The following is a 20,579-nucleotide window of genomic DNA, read 5'->3' as shown; positions in this document are numbered from 1 at the left end:
GAAATCAATGGTAAATTTTACTTTGCTTGTTGAATTGCTCTTCTTGCTAATTGATCTGCATCTTTATTCTGTTTACTTGGTATCCATTTCAAAAAAAATAAATCAAATTCATCAATATAGACAAGCGCTTCTTCTAAATACTGATTATAGCGCTTATTTTTAACATAACGCTTCTCAACGGCTTGATCAATCAACTGTGAATCAGTACGAAAAGATACTTGCTTAAACCCTTTCTCTTTGCAAATTTTAAGGGCGTGCAGCAATGCCTCATATTCCGCTTCATGATTTGACATATGGCCAAGAGGAATTGAATAGTGTCCGACACTGCCGTCTTTGTAATTTATAAAAATTCCTGCCCCCGATGGACCAGGATCCCCTGCACTTGCACCATCAATATAGACGTCAATCAACGACCTCTCCCCTTATTCTAGTTACTACTTTCTATTCGTACAGCTTGCTGCCGAATACTTTTTTCTCTAGGTTTGAAAGGCGCTGCAGAATATCATAGTTCGTACTTCCTGCAGTCGGAGCTGCCGTTTGACGCTGCGGTCTTTCCTGAAGCTGTTTCATCTCACGGCGCAATTTTTGATTCTCTTGTTCAAGTGCTGCTACTTTCTTTTGAAACGCTTCATAATCTTGAATAACTGAATCAAGAAACTTGTCTACCTCATCAGGATTGTAGCCGCGCATACTCGTTTTAAATTCTTTATCTAAAATCTCTTTAGCTGACAGTCGAACCTCTGGATTATTCATCACAAATCACCCCTACACTTATAAACCAACTTAGGTTATTTCTTTCTATTTTTTCAAAAGTTCTCTATCTTGTCAATTTGAATTATTGCACTCATCCATCTCCCTACCAATAATCTGCGTTATTCATTTGTTCATCTTGAATAAGAAAATCAAGATCCATGGGAGTAATATAGTGGATTGGATAATGAGTAGTTAATGCTTTTTGTTTAGCTGGCTCTAAATAATACATAGGTGAACCTGGCTTTTCTTCATCTACTAATAATAAGAGGGCATCCGATTTTTCTATAATAAACTCATTTTTCAAGCGAAGCTGCGCGGGATTATCATAAGGCCGTTTCGTAATACTGTCAACAAAATCCGCTTGATTTACAATGTTTTTATAGTAGTTTTGAGTTTCTTCACTCCATCGTTCTTCTTGATTATAAAATGGGGTCAACACCGATAACTTCAAGTCCGAAAACTCGCTCTTCAATGCTAAAACTACTTCAGCAGCCCAAAGCTCAACACCAAGCTGGCCGCTAATCACCACCCATTCTAGCCCTTCATCTATATACGAACGAAGTTTTTGTTCTAATGCTTTTTTTATATATGTAATACCTTGATGCTTTTGATCAAAAATGCCGAGTTCATGTCCTTTATAACCGGATACAGCCAATACTTTCACCGTTTTCACCTCTTACCAAAGAAATAAGGGCCAAGCCAAAAGATGGCTTAGACCCTACTATAACATGTGAAGATTAACGGTAGCTACAACCGCAATTTCCGTTTCCTTTACCTTTCCCGCCGCTCATTGGCCCAAAACCCATTGGAGCCATATTTGCTCCTGCTTGCGGACCCATGTTTGCTCCGGCCATTGGTGCCATGTTTGCTCCGGCCATTGGCCCCATGTTCGCTCCTGCCATTGGCCCCATGTTTGCCCCTGCCATCGGTGCCATATTTGCTCCGGCCATCGGGCCCATGTTTGCTCCGGCCATTGGTCCAAAACCTTGTGTTCCCATTGGCGGACGAGGCGGCATCATTGCACCTGCTACTTGCGGTCCGGGACCATTTGCAACGAACTGCTGGTTAGAGATCGTCTCTTGGAAAGAATCTGTGTGCGGGAAGCTGTGAACATGCTTATATACATGGTTCGTCACATGCGTTGTATGACTTGGGTGAATTTCCGGTACGATATATTCACAAGTCTTTTGAGTCATATTACACTTTGTCGGGTGTACAACCGCAGGCATCACTTTCGTGCAAGTCGGCTGACAATGATTATAATGTTTTTTCATAGGTTAACTTCCTCCTTTTAATGGTGAGTCAATATTAACCTATGTAAAAACGTATGCAGGTGTACTAGTTGTTTCACCTAATTATACGCACTTATCTCGACATTGGGCGTGATTGGGCTGGTGCTGATTAACTCCGCACTATAGAGAGAACTTGATGTCTCATCACGAATCTCACTCATTACAAACACTGTTACACCAATCATTAGAAAAAATAAAATTAACAACGCCTTACTCATTCTTTTATCACTCTTTTCTTCAAATCAAATCCAGAACTACCATATTCAAATGCAGTACATTTCAATTCCAGTACATATTTTACTTCCTTTTAGATAGTCTGACAATTGATTTTTCTGAAGAAATAAGAAAAAATGACTAGGTTCACATTTTTGTCACATTTTGTTGATTGATAAGAGTTTATGCGCTTGCCCAGGAAATGTGCAGTTTAGATTACTAATTTCTTTTGCAGACGTTCAATGCGCTTTAACAGCTCTGCCTCTAACCGCTTATTTTCCTTAGTCGTTCGTTGATGTAGCGTAGCGTGGAAATGCTCATAACCATTTTCAGCAAGTTCGAATGCTTTGTTAATATTTTTGTCCTTATGCTCTAGGATCTTTGAGAGCTCAATTGCACTATCAATGGCATATGCTTGATGTTCTAGGAGCCGATAGAAATACGATTTTGCACTTTCAAAGTCTTTATTCTGTTTCAAAAGTTTTGCTGCTTGATGCATCGTTTTGAATAATATGTCTTTCTCAGCAGGTCTATCGCTTGATATGATGTCTTCATATAATTCTAGCGCCTTTTCTTTTTCACCGATATAGTCAAACCAACGGGCGATCTCATGTTTTTCAATTGTGTGCAGCGATTCTTCCTTTTTCTCAGCTTTAAATAGACTTTTGGAGAGATGAATGTAGAGTGTAATCAGCGAAAGCATATCCCATTCGTGATGCTTAATAATGCCTGTTACAAAATCTGGATCCTGTTCTTGTAAAAAGTCAAAATAAAGCATTGGAGCCAGGTATCCAGGAGTATCTTCTACTCTAGTAAACCCAAGGATCTCATTTTCTACGACTGAAAGTTTACAAGAGGGCAGAATCTCTTTCCAAAGACGTCTTGACGCATGTAGCAGATCATAATGCCCGAATTTCGGCAATTTAGGAACCTGATCTCTGACAAACGTATGGCGTGTTTTCACTTGCGGCCAATCAAAAGCTTTTCCATTATACGTAACTAGATTTTTCATGTTGCTTACATCTGTTAAGAAATGATGATAAAAACTCACTTCTGCTTCTGGTCCTGGGAGAAAATATTGCTTAATAATGACTTCTTTATCGGTCACTTGTCCAAAACCAAGCAGAAAGATCCGATTGCCTGCCCCGCTTGAAAGTCCCGTTGTCTCTGTATCAAAAAATAACAGTTCATCCATCCGTTTTCCTTTTGCAGAGAGCGGATGAGAAGATAAAGGGTGTGCGGCGTCATAGGATTGCCATTGATCAATGATGGACGAAAGCTCGGCAAAGAGATAATGTCCGTGTTTTGTATCGATAGGATAACGGACTTCTCTAACCATCGTATAATGCTCTTCAAACCATTTAGGCTCAGTTTGCTGATCAGTCCACTTGTTCAAAAAAGGAATCTCTTTATGCATGTCTTCTGTTTTGCTAGGATGCTCATTACAATCCTGATCAGCTTGTTCAAAAGAGGAAGGACGCTCAGGCTCGATTTTCATATGTTTTTTAAGACGACCCAATTTACTTTTTAATGCCATCAAAATTCCCCCTCACCTTTAGCTGCCGCAGGATGGAAACAAGTCTTAGTACCGTTGATTTTACATTTGTTCCAGCTTCGCCCTCGGCTCCGACACATGCAGGACAGCCATTTTCACATGAACATGACCTTACAAGGTCGACCACTTGTTCTAAAATAACATCAATATTTTTATAGACTTCCTTTGAAAGTCCAATCCCCCCCGGGTAACGGTCATATATAAATATAGTCGGAGCCTCTGAATGATCAGCCTTCATCTGTGGAATAACATGTAAATCGCTGCGATCACACATGACAAATACCGGCGCGACATGTTGAAACAGGTGCGCAAGACCAATTAAAGCCTGATCAAAAGCACCTTCACTGTATTCTTCGACTAACTCGTTAGAAAAACTTAACCACATCGCATTTGTATGGAGCTCTTCTTCAGGAAGATGAATCGGACCAGAGCCAATATTTTCAAAGGTTGAAAGTTTAATCTTTTTGAAGATAGTCGCTTTTGCATTCACCATTACATCTCCAAAAGATACCTCTGCATACTCTTTTCTCTTCTTTTCATCTTCTTCGAGAACTTTTAACTGCACCGCAAGATTGGCATCTGTAAAGTATTCAACCGCTACTTCTCGGACGAATGCTTTCTTTTCATCCCAATCTAAATACTCCACTTGATACTGGATTCCTTGATGAAGGTAAATGGCCTCATCATGTAATAGAGTCATGGCACTAAAGCGGTCCATTTCTCCGATGACTGTCGGATGTGCAACATCTGACTGGTCTATAATGATGACATTTTCTTGTGAGGCAGAACGCAGGCTTATCCCATGGGCAGGAAAGGCATCGTTCATCCAATACCATTTATCTGCACGGTGGTGAAGAACCTGCTCTTCAGTAAGAAATTCTAATACTTCCTCAACCTCCACTCCGTCAAACGTCTCTCCTTTTTTAAATGGAAGTTCGTATGAGGCACACTTTAAGTGATCAACTAAAATCACTAAATTATCAGGGTTAATTCTGGCCGATTCGGGTGAACGCTCAAAAAAGTAATCCGGGTGTTGAATCACATATTGATCTATAGGGGTTGAACCTGCCACCATGATAATCACCGATTCATTTTGTCTCCGGCCTGCTCTGCCTGCTTGCTGCCAAGCACTCGCAATTGAGCCGGGATATCCGGTCATAATACACACCTGAAGCTGGCCTATATCCACGCCAAGCTCTAAGGCATTCGTACTGACAACTCCAATGATATTTCCTTGGCGAAGTCCACGCTCTATTTCACGACGCTGCTTAGGAAGATAGCCGCCGCGGTAGCCTCTAATGGTATCTGGCCCTAGGTTCTTTTTTATGAGCTCTTGTAAATGGCTTAAAATAATCTCAACTCGGACACGGCTCTTAGCGAATACGATGGTTTGGATCTTATTTTTCAAAAACTTCGCAGCTAAATCATTCACTTCTGCTGTAGCACTTTTTCTAATATTTAACGCTTCGTTTACAATCGGAGGGTTATAAAAAATAAAATGCTTCTTACCCCTAGGTGCTCCGTTCTTATCCACTAACCGCATCGGTACACCTGTAAGTTCTTCAGCAAGCTCTTTTGGATTGGCAATCGTTGCTGAGGTACAAATAAAGGTAGGGTAGCATCCATAATAAGCAGCAATTCGTTTAAGTCTTCTAATGACGTTTGCTACATGACTTCCAAAGACGCCACGATATGTATGCAGCTCATCAATAATGACATACTTTAAGTTTTCAAAAAATGCGACCCATTTTGTATGGTGAGGCAAAATAGCCGAATGAAGCATATCTGGGTTTGTAATGACAACATGACCGGCCTTGCGCACAGCCTGACGAATGGTTGGGGCTGTATCCCCGTCATACGTAAAGCATTTTACATCCACGCCCATCTCTTCAATCAGTTCATTCATTTCACTTTTCTGATCCTGTGCTAATGCTTTCGTTGGAAAGATATAAAGTGCACGACTCTCATTATCGTTGATGATTTCTTGCAAAACAGGAATGTTGTAACAAAGTGTTTTACCTGAAGCAGTTGGTGTGACTGCTGTAATATTCTCACCTTGATGTGCGAGGTTGATCGCCTCATACTGATGAGAATATAACTCGCCGATTCCCCGTTTACGAAGAGACATTTGAATCCTCTCATCTATAAACGAAGGAAAAGGCTTTGTTACCGCCTCAACAGCTTCAATTTCTTCCCAATGACGAATTCGCTCCCTAAATTCCTCACTATGTTTTAAATCATGTAATAGGTCTTGCAAAGATTGTTTAAACATCCGGTCCACCTCGATTTCTGTTAGTTACATTGTAGCGAATGTTTGTTTGTTTTTCTACATTTATCAACGAAAAAAGCTGATCCCCAAAAGAGAAGATCAGCCTTGTATTTAACGGTCGTTTTCATATAGTTTTAAATTTACATAAATGTTCTTTAAGATAGGTGTTTCTAATTGATGGCGGCAAGCTTTTGTTAGAAGGTAACCTTGAAGGTGATCTGCTTCTACCGCTGCATGCTTTTCCATATCACGCTGCATGGAAGATTTCATCGCTCCTTCTATCTCCATAAATCTTTCATATTGAACCCTCTCAATATCATCAGCAATAGGTGCACCTTCCGCTCGCATGATAGCTGCAATCTCATTAAATAAGCCCTTAACGATCTCACTGCCTTCTTTAAGCTCACGAATCGGACCTACCGGCTGCCCGTAAAGTGTTGTGACTCCTGACATTGTCGTAATAAATAAGTATTTATGCCACATTTCTTGGAGGATGTTATCACTCACTTTCACCTTGGCATTTACCCCTTCAAAGGCGTCTTCAATGCGTTTAACCCGATCGGTATATTCACCGTTTAATTCACCAAACGTGAAATGATGAGCACTGCTCGTCTGCTTAATGATTCCGTCTTCAGTCACCGTAGACTCAATAAAACATAAGCCGCCGATTACCTGCTCCTCGCTGAACGCCTTTTTAAGCATATCTACGTGGGAAATTCCATTAAGCATCGGAATGATTACTGTGTTCTTATGTACAAATGGTTTAACTGCCTCTACTGCCTGCTCAAGATGATAGGCCTTAGTTCCAATCAATACGACGTCAAACTCGCCTTCCTCACCTTCCACAACCATTTTTGGCTGAGTTTTAAAATTCCCGTTCACGCTTTCTAACATTAATCCATGATCTAAGAGCTGCTCTTGCCTTTTGTAGCGGACTAAAAAGGTCACATCTTCCCCTTTTTCTAACAGTCGCCCTCCAAAATAACCACCGACAGCACCCGCACCGACAACTAGAAATTTCATAAACTCTCTTCACTCCTTCAGCTAGTCTTGTCTAATAGTATACAACTTGTCAGAATATTTTAGTAGTTATATCTCTTCTATAAACCTTTCTTCAACCAGTCACCTGCGTATCTATCTATAGTTCTTGAGATCGCTTTTAGATTCCTTTAATAATTTATCCTCCGCGTGCATAAGATGAATTAATTTCGAAAAACAACCCGCCAGGTAAGAGCGGATCATGGTTGTAATATGACCTGAGCTTATACATTACCTTTTAGCTAAACGAGGTGAGAGAGATGTCACAATTTCCAAGAGAGCAGTTTAACAATTTATCTATCCAAGTGAAGAAAAGTCAATTAAATGACATTGTTCAAGAAGTGAATGAACGTAGTTATGGGGTTTTTTGGGGATTTGACCGCGGGAAGATGATTTTAACCATTCATAATACCGACTTAAAAAACAAATTAACATTCGTACGTCATAAACGGTATATGGAATTAATCAGTGTAGACATTCTCTCAGTTGAAGTACTTGATATTTTAGACAGGGTCATTGATTATACGAAACAGGTCAAAGAGCTGAAAGAACGAGAAGTAAGGACAAAGAAAGTCGTTCAATATCATGAAATTGACTATTACTTATCCGAGCTTCATGAATATCTAGTGCAAGGGGATAAATCGAAAGTTAATGAAACGAAAGCAATTTTGAAGAATTTGTTAATTAATGGGGTTCAACTAAATTAATAAAGCAATCATATACCACACCACAAAAGAAACGAGAGCAGGTTTTTTGCTCTCGTTTCTATCAAATCGTTTCCTCTTTTTATTCATCTATTTGTTTCAATTCGTCTATGACATGGTTAATTCCTACAACACGGTCAACATCTAGTACAAAAGCGATCCCCTTACCCGATTGATTAAGCCCAACTCCTAATTCAATGGCATGAAGTACTTCTTTTGTTTTCTTTCTGTGTATTAACGTCAGAACCACTTCCTTTTCTGGTTCGATCGGTATATTTAAAAATGATGCTTTTTCATGTATACCTGAACCACGGCCTCCGAGTACTGTGCCCCCTTCTGCTCCAGCTTCTAATGAGGAGTCAATAACTTTACCTGCATCTCCTTTTTTCACAATTGTTACAATCAAATCAAAAGGAATGTCTTCTTTTGGCATTACACCCTCATCCTCCTCTATTAAAGTATCTTCTGCATCTGCTGGATCTTCTAATAAATGGGCAATCCCGGTTAATTGTTTTAAATCCAAAACAAAGCCTATACCCTTTCCGCTTTGATTCAGGTTGCCTGCCAACGTTACATGGTAAATAATTTGCTCCATGACATTTTTTTTCGCTATTGTTAGAATGACCTCTTTTTCATAGTGAACCGGTATACCTAAAAACGTTTTTTTCTCACGTATTCCGCTGCCTTTGGCATATAGGATCGTTGCCCCTTCTGCACCTGCTTTTTTCGCTGCCAACACCAGTTTTTTTGCCTGATGTTTCTTTACAATGCTTACAAATAGCTGGTGCTCACGTCTAAGTTTCATTCGACTCCCTCCCCTGCCTCTCAAATAATACTCCTAATATAAGAACGGACAGAATAGGGGCTAGGGCAACTAAAGCGATCATCCCAAAGCCGTCCATGAGCGGGTCTCGGCCTTCTGTAACTGACGCAACCCCAACCGCAATCGCTAAAATAAACGTAACCGTCATCGGTCCAGTTGCCACTCCGCCTGAATCAAATGCAATGGCAGAGAACGTATTACTTGATAAAAACAATAAAATAACGGCCAAGATATAGCCTGGAATGATGTAGTACCATAACGAGAAACCTACAAGAATTCTAAGCATCGATAAAGCAATTGACACACCGACACCAATAGATAGGGTGTAGAGCATCACACGTTCTGAAATATAGCCACCTGAAACCTTTTCTACTTGCTCATTTAAAATTCGTACAGCAGGTTCAGCAAAGGTTGCTACAAATCCTAAAACAAACCCGATTGGAATTAAAATCCAGTTGTAAGAAAGGCCGCCAAGCACTTCTCCCATCAACTCTCCTGCAGGAAAAAAGCCAACATGAACCCCTTGCAAGAATAAGGCTAAACCAAAAAAGGATAAAACCATTCCCTTTCCAATATTTATGATCTTTTCTTTTTCAAGTTTTAAAAAGAAAAACTGAAAAACTAAAAAGAATACGAGCAGCGGCAATAGGGCGAAAAATACTTCTACCAACACCTCTGTAAAGCCTTCAAAGATTGTAATATTCACCCGTAAATCACCCCTAAAATCTGCACCGAAATGATTGGACCAATTGATGCCAGAGCAACAAGACCAAAACTGTCGCTTGATGAAGACTTGCTTCTAAGAACAGAGGCCACACCTACTCCAAGGGCTAAGATGAATGGAACCGTCATTGGCCCTGTAGTCACCCCGCCAGCATCAAAAGAGATGGGGATAAATGTATTAGGGGTTATCGCTGCTAGGAGAAAAACGACACTGTATCCGCCTAATAACAGCCACTTCAACCGAATCTTAAAAATAATTCTTGCCATAGCAAGAGCAACAAATATGCCTACCCCTAAGGCTACCGAAGAAATCAGCACCATCTGAGAGATCTCCCCTCCTGAGACATTATCTATTTGCTGCGCAAGGACACGAACATCAGGTTCTGCCACCGTGACGACAAACCCCAAAATAAAGCCGACTGTAATAATCGGCCATATCTTTTTTGATTTAGGCAAAATGGACCCGATCATTTCTCCTACCGGAAGAAGTCCTACATGCACTCCAACTAAAAAAAGAATCAAACCGACACTGACCATCACTACGCCGATAAGAAACTGTATAAAAACCTCAGGCGGCAGCCATATAAGAGTAAACTGCAAAATGACAATAACTAAGGTAATAGGAAGCACAGCAAAGACGACTTCTTTGACCGTTTCCATAAACTGCTCCATCTAACACTCCTCCTCGGATAGACTCATGATATATGTAGCCTGCTTATCACATTTGATCTGCATGAGTACCTATTACCTTTAAAAGAAGAGACAAAACCTGTAAATTCCCTCTTTCAATCCAGCAAAAAACATATGACAAGCTATGCGGCTTGCTATATAATGATAAAGTTATTCCATTTAGAGTACGACAGGAGGGAAGTAAAGAATGAGCGAGAAGAAGAAGATTAATTTACAAGAAGCGATGAAACAGCAGCTAGCACGTAAAAAGCAGCAATCATCTCAAGGAGCCGGCCGCCAGCTGAATTCACACCAAACAAAGCCGCTTACAAGTCAGCTGACGAAAAAGCCTAATAACCAAAGAAAACGTATGGGAATTTAATTGATTTAGAAAGCGATATTTCAAAAGCTTTCTTTTTAGTTTACATAATAATATTATGATAAATATATTGAATAGCCGTACACCTTTTGATGTACGGCTGACGATTAGTAAGCTGCTGCCGGCTGTTTCACATACATGGATTCGACTTCTTTTAATAATGGTGTTACCCATTCAATAACAGACGTGCCCTCTTTTTTATCCTGCCATTTAACAAAAGCTCTTAGGACGCTGACAAAGTCCTTACTCTGCGTTTTGCTCAAAGTAGAATAGGTTTCTTTTAATTTAGAACATAATAGAGCTTCCCATTTTTCTTTAGTAAGCTCACTCCACGTTTTTATATCCATTGCATTCAATAAGCCAGCAAAGATCTCTACACTATTTGAATACTTTCGTACTGTCGCATCAGACTTTCCGTTCGTCTTTTCTTCTTTGAACGTTTCTAGCTCAAGATAGAGATCTAACGCTGTTTTCTCATCATAAGCATCATCCAAAGCTTGACCTTCTTGTTTGGCTTTTGCCCCGTCCGCAGCTTCAGACTGATCTAAATCTGTTGGGATATGTTCATGCTTTGTAACCCTCTTACGACCACCCGTTACAAATGGGGACATAGGCAGATTCAGCTCTTCTCTAAGCGTGTTATAGTCTGCTGTTACTTCTACTTGTCCAAGTTTATTTTTTTGAGCGATGTATACATTGTATTCAGATTGACGCAGCCATCCTTCTACTTTTTCAATTTCATCAGCACGAACAAGTTCTTTTATCGTACGTTTTTCTTCAGTTGAATATGGCTTATCAAGCTGAGCTTCAATATTATTTTGAGCAAAAAGCGAAAAATGCTTTGGAAGTTCTGGATTCATTTGCACAAGCATATTTTTCATTTCGGCATGATATGGAATCTCCCATTCTTTCGTGCCCTCATTCATAAACGAGACAGAAGTAAGTCCATTTAAGCTATTTTTGACCTCGTTCATTGAATCAGAATCGAATGCTTCCACTTCTACGATGTTATCCTGGACTTTAAGCGTGCTTTTTACTTCAGTCGTCAGAACATCACCAGACATTTCTGAGTCTGTATAACGATACCAGTCAAGAATGAAACTAGCCATTTTTTCCTTCTCTGACCAGTTCTCTAAATAAATAGAAGGCTGTTTTTCTAGGTATGTTATAAGTTCATTCTCATTTTCGACTTTCCATTGTGCCTTGAATTGTTTGACAATTTTCATTTTATTAGAGTCTTCATTTTGCTGACCTTTAATGAAGGCAGACAATATTTCTGGAAATTCATTCACTAACAACGTGTCAACTGTTTCTTTTGTCTGTTTTGCTCTCTCTTTTACATAAGTAGCTGCTTCTTCAAGATTTAACGGTCCTTCAAACATTCTCACACCGTAAAAAATAGATTCTTGATTAAGATCTTCGATTAGACTAAATGTTCCATACCAAGGGGCAAAAGATCGCTCACCCTCATCTGTCAGCGTCATTGTATATACATCGTCATTTAAACGATCTTTAAACGTGACTTTGCTTTCTTTACGATCAACTGCTTGAACAAGACGCGGTGTTAACGTGCTCCATTTTTGGATCATCTCATATTCTTCAGCAGTAAGAAGATCCTTGCGTTCTTCTAAAAATGCCGTGATTAACCGGCCTTTTGAACTTTTGTTGAAAAACAACAGCCACAGCTCTGTAAATGAAGCTTTTAATTCCTTTGGAACAACATGGTTTGAACGTTCATCAAATTCTTTTTCAAGCATAAAACGTTCTTTTACCGTAAATGTTTCTTTCACATACATACGTAATTTTTCAATCACTTGTTTACGTTTCGCAATATAGTGCTCACGCCGTTGTTCAGCGACTACCTTTACCGTTTCTTTATTCATGCAGCATTTCTTGTACTTCTTGCCGCTGCCGCATACACATGGGTCATTTCGTTTAATTGTCATTAGCCGTCTCTCCTACTTCATCCGAACAATTTCTGTTTTTATTTCTTAACGTAAAAACAACGCACCTTTAATAATAGACGAAAAATGCCTAATAAATCAATGGTTCTAGTTGAATATATGGAAATAGAAATAAGACCGCTCCAATCGATAGCTGCATCCATTGGAGCGGTCTTGGCTAATACGCGTGCTGCAGGACCACTTTATCGAAATCCTCTTTTAAGCTTGCTGCATCTTCAAATGAACAATCATGTTGAAATGTCTGCTGCATATAGCGTTTTAATAGAGCCCTTTCACGCTCTGAACCATTATTTGCCCACTGGATGGCCGTTTTCGCTTCAAAAATCCCAACCATCTTCACAGCGATTTTTTTAGCGTAATACGTTTGTGTCTCTTCATCCGCTCGCTCAATATATGTGGTCATGCGATTTAGTGCATGCAGCTCTTTAGACAAGATCTCTTTCTCCTGCTCAAACTGCTTCAAATCACTTTCCACAAACGCTTTTATACGCTTACTGAATTGCTTATGGACATGCGTTTTCTTCATGAGACGTAACAACTCAAGTCCCAATATATTAGCCGTTCCCTCCCATACCGTCAGGACCTGTGCGTCCCTTAACAGCCTCGGTGTCACAAAATCTTCTATATACCCATTTCCACCAAGCAGTTCTATCGCCTCATGTGAAAAATGAATTGCTTGTTCAGCTGTTTCTTTCTTCAAGATGGCAATCAACAGCCGGACATATGCTGCCTGTTCATGATCCTTTTGATCCTTTTGATCATCATTCATAAGCAGGTCATATTCCTTTATTAAATCAAAGATAGCGACAGTTTCTACTTCATGTTTAACACATAAGGCAAGCAGACTTTCCTGCACCATTGGGTAATCAATTAACTGTTTCTTAAATGCTTCACGCTTAAAAGCATAACGAAGGGCCTCTTGATACGCTCGTCTCATAATGCCAATTGAAGCGACCGCATTACAAATACGAGATAAATTAAGCGCTTCCATCATGTAATAAATACCCTTAGATTCATCTCCTACTAAATAAGCCTTAGCATTGGTAAATTCCACTTCCGCTGACGGAACAGCCCTTACTCCAAGCTTATCTTTTAAACGGCGGATGCTTATTCCATTTAATTCCCCACCCTCTAATCTCCAAGGTACAGCAAATAAGCTTAACCCCTTTGTACCTGATGAGCTTCCATCACCTCTTGCAAGCACCATGGCAACGCCGCACACCCCCGCATTTGAAGCAAAATATTTTTCCCCGCTGATCAAATAATGGTCCCCGTTCTTTACTGCAGCCACTTCATTAGCTCCTACATCAGAGCCGCCTTGTCTTTCAGTTAGAAACGTTGCCCCTTCATACAATTCTGATTCACCCGTTGATAATACATGTGGTAAAAAACGTTCCTTCACATCTTCGTTTGCGTACTTCTCTAACAGAAGAGCAGTTGCCATTGAGAGGGTCACAGGACAGTAGAAACCAGGCTCAGATTGTGAGAGGAGATAGCCTTGTGCATATGAATACATGTAATTTCCTTTTGTATTCAGCTCAGGTATTTTTTTATGAACATACCCAACAATTCCAGTTTGATATGTCTCTCTTACCGTTTGCTTATAGCCTTCGTTCACCCAAATATGAGATATGTCTTCCCCAAACTGATTGTATTTCACCAGTTTAGGCTGCCCTTCACGGTCTGTATGCTTTGCTCGCTCATCAATTACGGTCCCGCACATTTCACCAAATGATTCAAGCTGCTTATCAGCCCAATTAAACATTCGTGAATCCAAATGTGCCTTTAAAATTTTTTTTAGTACCGGATCATTCTGATAAAAGTTCATGTTCGCTCCCCCTGGACGCTTCATTTTTGAGATAAACCTTTCTGGCACAACCTTGCTTTTAGATCTGTTAACATGTCTGTCATTTCACTTTTTAATTGTTCAAGCTCACTCATCCTGCACTCAATTTCTTTAATCTTTTTTTCTCCATATAAAATAGTTCGTGACAATTGCTTTGTCCCGGTTGAATCCTCTTCAAACAACCCAATCATTTCTTTAATTTCCTCTAATGTAAATCCATATCTTTTTCCTCTAAGAATTAGCCTCAGACGTACATGATCTTTTTTTGTATAGATACGCTGATTCCCGCTTGATCGTTTAGGGGTAAGTAAATTCAGCTCTTCATAATACCTGATTGTTCTTGTCGTCACCTGAAACTCTTCTGCGAGCCCCCTAATCTTGTACATGCACAGCACAACCCTTCGAATCTCTACTTTGACCTTATCATTTACGTTAACGTTAATTTCAAGAAAAATCACAAAATTCCTTTTCCAATTGATAATTTCCAGCTTTCTGCTAAAAAGACCTTGCTTGAAAAACCATTCTTATGGTAAAGTTAAGGTACTTATTTTTGATCGTTCTTAAGGTGCTAGAAGAAAGAAACTGATGTTGATTTCCTCTTGAACATTATTAATGACGAGAATAGTAATACAATTAGTGCGTATGGCACTTCTAGGAGGAAATACAATGTTAGAAGGTACAGTAAAATGGTTTAACGCAGAAAAAGGTTTCGGTTTCATCGAGCGCGAAGGTGGAGACGATGTATTCGTTCACTTCTCAGCGATCCAAATTGATGGTTTCAAAACTCTTGAAGAAGGTCAAGCAGTAACATTTGAAATCGTTGAAGGTAACCGTGGCGAGCAAGCTGCTAACGTTCAAAAAGCATAATCTAGAATCGCCTAGATACAACCCCACTTCGGTGGGGTTTTTTATTTTCCTGTAAATACTTTTTAAAAATAATAATGATGGTATAAAGCGAGACTCTTGAATTTAACACCGATGTCGGTTACTTCAGCTATTTAAAGCGTTTATGCGTTAGATTTTTATGAGTTTTCCGATAAAATCCCCTTTATCAGATTATTCAAATACTATTTTAGAATATTTATAGGACTTATGATTCATTTTTTCGGTCATTTTAGAATTCTTGTTTCATCTCCTCTTATTTGTGATGTAGAATGAATGACGTGTCTAATCTAAGATGCTAATCGTCAGAAAATTACATATTAGAGGGGAGCTTTTCTAACTCATGGAAAAAGGTAAAAAGCAAGGTGCCTTTAATAAATTTTTAACTTTTATTGAAGTCACCGGTAACAAACTGCCTCACCCAATTACGCTGTTTGCGATCCTTGCGGTGCTGGTTGTTTTCGCTTCTGCTATTCTCTCAAGCTTGAATATAAGCGTAGAGAGCCCAGCTGAACCTGGTGTAGAAGTGACTATTACAAACTTACTTTCATCAGAGGGCATACATTATATTGTCACTAATATGGTAAGTAACTTTATCAATTTCGCTCCACTCGGGGTCGTACTTGCGACGATGATCGGGATCGGGGTCGCTGAGCGCAGCGGATTAATAAGTGCAGCACTAAGAGGACTTGTAACATCCGTGCCAAAGCGTTTAATTACAGCAGCACTTGTATTTGCTGGAATTATGTCAAGTGTGGCATCTGATGCAGGTTATGTTGTCTTACCGCCGCTTGGTGCATTATTATTCATCGCTTTAGGAAGACACCCGCTGGCGGGTCTTGCAGCTGCTTTTGCTGGGGTTTCTGCTGGATTCAGTGCTAACTTGTTCTTATCGGCAACAGATCCAATGCTTGGGGAATTAACAAGACAAGCCGCTGCAACATTTGATCCAGCTTACGCTGAAACGATTAATATTGCCATGAACTATTACTTCATTATGGTTTCAGTATTTGTATTAACAATCGCTGGTACATTCGTTACAGAGAAGCTAGTTGAACCTCGCTTAGGGTCATATAAAAAGACAGAATCTGACGAAGCTGAAAAGATTGACTACTTAAGCTCTAATGAGAAGAAAGCATTACTGTGGTCTGGTATTTCTATGTTGGCAACAATCGCTGTAATGGCTTTATTAATTGTGCCAGAATGGGGCCCGCTTCGCGGAGATGGTCCTAACCCAGTTGTAAACTCGCCATTTATGCGTTCATTAGGTCCTGTCATCTTATTTGTGTTCTTAATTCCAGGTATTGTTTACGGAGTTATGACGAAAACGATTAAAAACGATAAAGATGTTGCAAACCAAATGTCAGATACAATGGCTTCAATGGGGATGTTTATTGTACTCGCATTTACCGCAGGTCAATTTGTTGCTTTCTTTAACGAAACAAACATGGGCCTCGTACTTGGAGTATATGGTGCTGAATTCTTACAAAGTGTTCAATTCACCGGTATTCCGCTCGTCATTGCTTTTATGATCGTAGCTGGTTTTATCAACCTGTTTATCGGAAGCGCATCAGCCAAGTGGGCAATTATGGCTCCGGTATTCATACCAATCATGATGCAGCTTGGATATTCACCAGAATTAACTCAAATGGCATATCGTATTGCCGACTCAACAACAAATATCATTTCTCCTCTTATGACATACTTTGCAATTATTATTGCCTTCGCTCAAAAGTATGATAAAAAAATGGGAATTGGTACGTTGATTTCAGTAATGCTGCCATACTCAATTGTCTTCTCAATCGTATGGGCTCTTATGTTAATTGTGTGGATGCTTCTAGGGATCGACCTTGGACCAGCTTCGCCAATTCACTACCCATAAGAAGCAAAAAAACATGGACCGGCTTCGGTCCATGTTTTTTTATTAATTTCCGCAATATCCGATAAACGGAATACCGGCCTTATTCATCTTGTCACACACTTCCTTAGATAACACAGCTTCTTTTCTACCTTCTTGGCTCAGCTCTTTTTGCACTTGTTTAACTAAGTCTTTCATCACATAAACTCCCCCTTTATGTTCTTATTAAAATAAGTATAAAGGAAGATCATGTTATATCCTAGTTCTTTTTACCGGCACCTATTTAACTATGAAGTTTTTAATACGTAAAAATATAAAATACCCCTGATCTTCATCTGACTGATCAGGGGTATTTGTATTAGAAGCGGTTCATTTTTTCAATTTGAGCTTCTAGCATTTCAATGTATTCTTCATACACCTCAATAAAAGCTTCTCTTTTATATTGGTGCCTGTCATCTTTCATCATATTAATTTTCTTTCTCATTTCTAATAAGTTTGGTTCAACCTCTTGTTTCATCTTATCTCCTCCATTTATACGTTCATTTTAGAAATAATCTTATGTAACTATTCCACAAGAGCACTGCATTTAAACCTGTAAGCTAGTAGACTAAGAAGGAAGAATTAAAAATTCAGCATAAAAACAAAAAAGGCACTACCCATAAGGGCAGTACCTGTATATGTGCAGCTTAGCGTTTTACAACGTTAGCAGCTTGAGGTCCGCGATCGCCTTCAACGATTTCGAACTCAACAGCTTGACCTTCGTCAAGAGATTTAAATCCTTCACCAGTGATAGCGCTGAAGTGTACGAATACATCGTTTCCGCCTTCAACTTCGATAAAACCGAATCCTTTTTCTGCATTAAACCATTTTACTGTACCAGTTTGTGTCATGCTTAAAACCCCATTCTTAATAATTTCTTAATATGCCAATCGTATTTACAATCCTTGGTAAATAAAAATTCACATATTATAAGGAACATCAGTCACTAAACCGAGTGAATATCCCTTATAACATGTGAATACTAAACCTCTGCTTGTGTTACTCATGATTTACCAATAATAATATAGAAGGTATAAAAGATCCCGTTCTATTCTTCCAAACAATAAAAGCCCTGCCTCTCTTTCATCCTTGCGGCTCCGATGACCGCGCCAGCTGATTGAAATGCGCTTGATATTGATGAAGAATTAAACTGTTAACTAAACTATACCTGATTTTATTCTATTTTGCAAGTCTAGTGTTCCTGAACGTGAAAGAAGCAGCTTAGTATTTACCTATATTTATGTAATTAGCCTATGTCTGTTACATAACAAAACCACTTAATTTAATAAGTGGTTTTGTTATGTTTTGTTTAATAACTAGTTACGGCTGTAATAGTCATTGATCATTTCAAGAATTGTCGGTTCTTCTTTTACCTCAACTGGTTTACGCTCCGAATTCGTTTTGATTTTTTCCATTTTCAACACCCTTTCTATTTTTTGTTCGAATGTTCAATCTTTTCTCTTACTCATAGTATATGCAACTGTACTATAATAGTCAACAACTTTTTTCGTGTTGTATTATTACAAATGTATGACAGCTGTCACTAATATAGACCTAACGCAAAAAAGCATCCGACAACAATAGCCGAATGCCTTTTGATAAGTTACATACTCATGATAAGCTTCTTCCCTTTCCTGAATCAGAAATCGCCACAAGAGCCTCAGGATATGGGCTAAAATAGTTTTGGGACAGTAAATAATCATTTTCAAATCGATAACTCCAGGAACGGAGCATAGTTAATAGACTGCTGAGAGGAATTTTTTGGTCTTTAAACTGATCAAGAGCTTGCAGGAAATGGTCTTTTTCAGCTTTTGTTAAATGCTTAGAAAAATAGCCGAAAACATGTTGACATACATTAATGTGGTCACTTGGTTTTGGCATGCGGTTAAATAACTCATCAAGCTCTTCTTCATAGAGGTCAAATACTTCTCCATCTTCAAGTTTTTCATGGTTCGCTACAATCCTCCCAAGTCTCCTCATAGAGTCTTGATTACAAGCCATGAATAAATATTTATTTTTTGCTTGAAACTGCATCAGTTTTGAAATCGAATGACTCTTCTTCACTTCTTTGAATTCAGCAACTGTAAACAATCTTGTTAAAAAGTGTTCACGAACAATAAAATTCTTTAACCTTCCTTCATCTTCTTTAGCTGCTTTTGGAAAATGCTCTTTTACTTTGTTAGCAAACAAGCCGGCTTCTGTTCTTACAACAGGAGATTTTTCAAGGCCGCTGTACACTTTCGCATCATATAAACCGCAGCTAGGGCTTCTTGTTTTGAGTATAAATCCATCAACCTCTTCAAGTTCACTCAAAAAGTCATTTGAATACTCCTCCATTTGTTCGGTAAGATCACGACCTGTTTCAGGTTGTTTAAGTCTTGCTTCATCTCCGCTTGCTACAAGACGGATGACTTCTCTTGGAGTACCTAGTCCAATTTCAACTTCTGGACAAACAGGTATAAATTCGACATATGGAGATAATTTCTCAATTAACTTATCCGGGATTTTTTCCCCGTTATACCGGCATGCCTCAAACTCGAGACATTTACTAACCACCACTCTTGGCTTAGCGAACGAACGCATAGGCTCACTCCTATCTCTACTTTTATAACGATTAAGATAAAATGTTATAAATGGCTTTAGCGACGCCACTATTATCATTCGTGTCTGTCAATTCTTGAGCAAGGCTCTTTACTTCTTCAATCGCATTACCCATAGCTACTGCATGGCCAGCTACTTTAAACATAGAAAGGTCATTACCGTTGTCACCAATCACCATAACTTCCTCCATTGGAATATCGAGACCAGCCGCATATCGTTTAACTGCTCTGCCTTTTTGTGCCTCACAATGAGTGATTTCAAGGTTATCAGAAGCTGAAGAGCTGATGGCTAAATGGTCCATCTCCTCTAATTCATGTTTAGCCTTAGTTCGCTTTTGGTCATCTTTCGTAAAAGCCAGTAGCTTATAAAATGAGATCGTTGGATCATCGAATAGTGCTTGATAATTCTCAATATGCGACACAGCACCTGTTTCATATCTTTCTTCCGCAATTTCTCTCATATGATCTAAGCTGTCTGTAGACCCAGAAGACAGTAATACATCGATGACTGTTTCAATTCCTTTTTCATAATCATCTGTAAAAGCACCTTTATTTGTATATAATTCGAAATACACTTCATGTCTATGTAAAATTTCTGAAGCCTTTTTTACGGTTTCATTATCAAGGGAATAAACATCTAAGACTTTTCCATCAGCAGATTGAACTTCTGCTCCGTTTACACTGATAACCGGACAGGTAAGTTTTGCTTCATCTAAAGGGATTCTTGCTTCTTTATCATCTCGGCCTGTGGCAATCACTACTTCAATTCCGCGTTTTTGTGCCTCTTTTATCGCCTTAACATTCTCAACTGTTACCTTGCGTTCATCATCTAATAATGTTCCATCCATATCAATTGCGATCATTTTCATTTTTACCACTCCAATTTCTATTCTGTTACCCTTTTCTTCTTATTTTAATCAAGTGAAGAACGAGCCGCAAATTTAGGATCTTTTGTGAGCGGTTACAAAAGTA

Annotated in this window: 23 protein-coding genes; 4 read left to right on the top strand and 19 right to left on the bottom strand. The window is 39.1% G+C overall.

Going from position 1 to position 20,579, the window contains the following annotated elements; genetic code table 11:
• Positions 1-17 precede the first annotated feature (17 nt).
• The 8 genes from PQ478_RS08225 to PQ478_RS08190 all read right to left on the bottom strand — a co-directional run bounded on the left by PQ478_RS08225 (position 18) and on the right by PQ478_RS08190 (position 7,105).
• Entirely contained in the window at positions 18-410 is a 393-nt protein-coding gene (locus tag PQ478_RS08225; protein ID WP_289236422.1) for a reverse transcriptase-like protein, read from the bottom strand.
• 31 nt (positions 411-441) lie between these two features.
• A complete protein-coding gene (gene gpsB / locus PQ478_RS08220) occupies positions 442-753 on the bottom strand; it encodes a cell division regulator GpsB (RefSeq protein WP_012958615.1) in 312 nt (103 codons plus the stop codon).
• Between the two features lie 103 nt (positions 754-856).
• Positions 857-1,417 carry an SLOG family protein gene (locus PQ478_RS08215; protein WP_012958614.1) on the bottom strand — a complete coding sequence of 187 codons (561 nt, stop codon included), beginning with the start codon at positions 1,415-1,417 and terminating at the stop codon, positions 857-859.
• A 73-nt stretch (positions 1,418-1,490) separates the two neighbouring features.
• A complete protein-coding gene (locus tag PQ478_RS08210; protein ID WP_289236421.1) occupies positions 1,491-2,027 on the bottom strand; it encodes a spore coat protein in 537 nt (178 codons plus the stop codon).
• Between the two features lie 77 nt (positions 2,028-2,104).
• On the bottom strand, positions 2,105-2,263 hold the full coding sequence (locus tag PQ478_RS08205; RefSeq protein WP_158305558.1) for a hypothetical protein: 159 nt from the start codon (positions 2,261-2,263) through the stop codon (positions 2,105-2,107).
• A 206-nt stretch (positions 2,264-2,469) separates the two neighbouring features.
• Positions 2,470-3,795 (bottom strand): ribonuclease H-like domain-containing protein, encoded by a 1,326-nt coding sequence (locus tag PQ478_RS08200; protein WP_289236420.1) that lies wholly within the window; start codon positions 3,793-3,795, stop codon positions 2,470-2,472.
• The gene (locus tag PQ478_RS08195) at positions 3,779-6,085 is read right to left on the bottom strand and encodes a DEAD/DEAH box helicase (protein ID WP_289236419.1); all 2,307 of its coding nucleotides are present in this window, start codon (positions 6,083-6,085) and stop codon (positions 3,779-3,781) included. The genes PQ478_RS08200 and PQ478_RS08195 overlap by 17 nt, the downstream gene beginning before the upstream one ends.
• A 108-nt stretch (positions 6,086-6,193) precedes the next feature.
• Positions 6,194-7,105 carry a ketopantoate reductase family protein gene (locus PQ478_RS08190; protein ID WP_289236418.1) on the bottom strand — a complete coding sequence of 304 codons (912 nt, stop codon included), beginning with the start codon at positions 7,103-7,105 and terminating at the stop codon, positions 6,194-6,196.
• Between the two features lie 275 nt (positions 7,106-7,380).
• Here PQ478_RS08190 and PQ478_RS08185 point away from each other — a divergent pair, with 275 nt between their 5' ends.
• On the top strand, positions 7,381-7,827 hold the full coding sequence (locus PQ478_RS08185; RefSeq protein WP_012958608.1) for a hypothetical protein: 447 nt from the start codon (positions 7,381-7,383) through the stop codon (positions 7,825-7,827).
• 79 nt (positions 7,828-7,906) lie between these two features.
• Here the strand turns inward: PQ478_RS08185 and PQ478_RS08180 are convergent, their stop codons facing one another.
• Genes PQ478_RS08180 through PQ478_RS08170 form a run of 3 tightly spaced genes read right to left on the bottom strand, consistent with a single transcriptional unit; the run spans position 7,907 to position 10,042 of the window.
• Positions 7,907-8,629 (bottom strand): P-II family nitrogen regulator, encoded by a 723-nt coding sequence (locus PQ478_RS08180; RefSeq protein ID WP_289236417.1) that lies wholly within the window; start codon positions 8,627-8,629, stop codon positions 7,907-7,909.
• On the bottom strand, positions 8,619-9,353 hold the full coding sequence (locus PQ478_RS08175; protein WP_012958606.1) for a DUF1538 domain-containing protein: 735 nt from the start codon (positions 9,351-9,353) through the stop codon (positions 8,619-8,621). Before PQ478_RS08175 ends, PQ478_RS08180 begins: the two co-directional genes overlap by 11 nt.
• Positions 9,350-10,042 (bottom strand): DUF1538 domain-containing protein, encoded by a 693-nt coding sequence (locus PQ478_RS08170; protein WP_289236416.1) that lies wholly within the window; start codon positions 10,040-10,042, stop codon positions 9,350-9,352. The genes PQ478_RS08175 and PQ478_RS08170 overlap by 4 nt, the downstream gene beginning before the upstream one ends.
• 205 nt (positions 10,043-10,247) lie before the next feature.
• Here PQ478_RS08170 and PQ478_RS08165 point away from each other — a divergent pair, with 205 nt between their 5' ends.
• The gene (locus PQ478_RS08165; protein WP_175585128.1) at positions 10,248-10,421 is read left to right on the top strand and encodes a hypothetical protein; all 174 of its coding nucleotides are present in this window, start codon (positions 10,248-10,250) and stop codon (positions 10,419-10,421) included.
• Between the two features lie 104 nt (positions 10,422-10,525).
• Here PQ478_RS08165 and PQ478_RS08160 read toward each other — a convergent pair whose 3' ends face one another.
• From PQ478_RS08160 to PQ478_RS08150, 3 genes are all read right to left on the bottom strand, one after another.
• The gene (locus PQ478_RS08160; RefSeq protein WP_289236415.1) at positions 10,526-12,364 is read right to left on the bottom strand and encodes an SEC-C metal-binding domain-containing protein; all 1,839 of its coding nucleotides are present in this window, start codon (positions 12,362-12,364) and stop codon (positions 10,526-10,528) included.
• 175 nt (positions 12,365-12,539) lie between these two features.
• A complete protein-coding gene (locus tag PQ478_RS08155) occupies positions 12,540-14,210 on the bottom strand; it encodes an acyl-CoA dehydrogenase family protein (RefSeq protein WP_289236414.1) in 1,671 nt (556 codons plus the stop codon).
• A gap of 20 nt (positions 14,211-14,230) precedes the next feature.
• On the bottom strand, positions 14,231-14,620 hold the full coding sequence (locus PQ478_RS08150; RefSeq protein ID WP_412675610.1) for a MerR family transcriptional regulator: 390 nt from the start codon (positions 14,618-14,620) through the stop codon (positions 14,231-14,233).
• Between the two features lie 274 nt (positions 14,621-14,894).
• Here PQ478_RS08150 and PQ478_RS08145 point away from each other — a divergent pair, with 274 nt between their 5' ends.
• Both PQ478_RS08145 and PQ478_RS08140 read left to right on the top strand, forming a co-directional pair.
• Positions 14,895-15,095 (top strand): cold-shock protein, encoded by a 201-nt coding sequence (locus tag PQ478_RS08145; protein ID WP_012958600.1) that lies wholly within the window; start codon positions 14,895-14,897, stop codon positions 15,093-15,095.
• A gap of 358 nt (positions 15,096-15,453) precedes the next feature.
• Complete coding sequence (locus tag PQ478_RS08140) at positions 15,454-16,992, top strand: AbgT family transporter (RefSeq protein WP_012958599.1); 1,539 nt, start codon at positions 15,454-15,456, stop codon at positions 16,990-16,992.
• A 42-nt stretch (positions 16,993-17,034) separates the two neighbouring features.
• Here PQ478_RS08140 and PQ478_RS08135 read toward each other — a convergent pair whose 3' ends face one another.
• The 5 genes from PQ478_RS08135 to PQ478_RS08115 form a co-directional block, all read right to left on the bottom strand.
• Positions 17,035-17,169, bottom strand: coding sequence for a hypothetical protein (locus tag PQ478_RS08135; RefSeq protein WP_289236413.1), 135 nt, complete (start codon positions 17,167-17,169; stop codon positions 17,035-17,037).
• 157 nt (positions 17,170-17,326) lie between these two features.
• Complete coding sequence (locus tag PQ478_RS08130) at positions 17,327-17,485, bottom strand: hypothetical protein (RefSeq protein WP_012958597.1); 159 nt, start codon at positions 17,483-17,485, stop codon at positions 17,327-17,329.
• 169 nt (positions 17,486-17,654) lie between these two features.
• Positions 17,655-17,858 carry a cold-shock protein gene (locus tag PQ478_RS08125; protein ID WP_012958596.1) on the bottom strand — a complete coding sequence of 68 codons (204 nt, stop codon included), beginning with the start codon at positions 17,856-17,858 and terminating at the stop codon, positions 17,655-17,657.
• Between the two features lie 760 nt (positions 17,859-18,618).
• Positions 18,619-19,590 (bottom strand): YbgA family protein, encoded by a 972-nt coding sequence (locus PQ478_RS08120; protein ID WP_289236412.1) that lies wholly within the window; start codon positions 19,588-19,590, stop codon positions 18,619-18,621.
• A 31-nt stretch (positions 19,591-19,621) separates the two neighbouring features.
• Positions 19,622-20,476, bottom strand: coding sequence for a Cof-type HAD-IIB family hydrolase (locus tag PQ478_RS08115; protein WP_289236411.1), 855 nt, complete (start codon positions 20,474-20,476; stop codon positions 19,622-19,624).
• Between the last annotated feature and the right edge of the window lie 103 nt (positions 20,477-20,579).

This window comes from Alkalihalophilus pseudofirmus (genome assembly GCF_029094545.1).
GTDB classification, from domain to species: Bacteria; Bacillota; Bacilli; order Bacillales; family Bacillaceae_D; genus Alkalihalophilus; species Alkalihalophilus pseudofirmus.
This window is presented reverse-complemented; position numbering and strand designations above follow the sequence as displayed.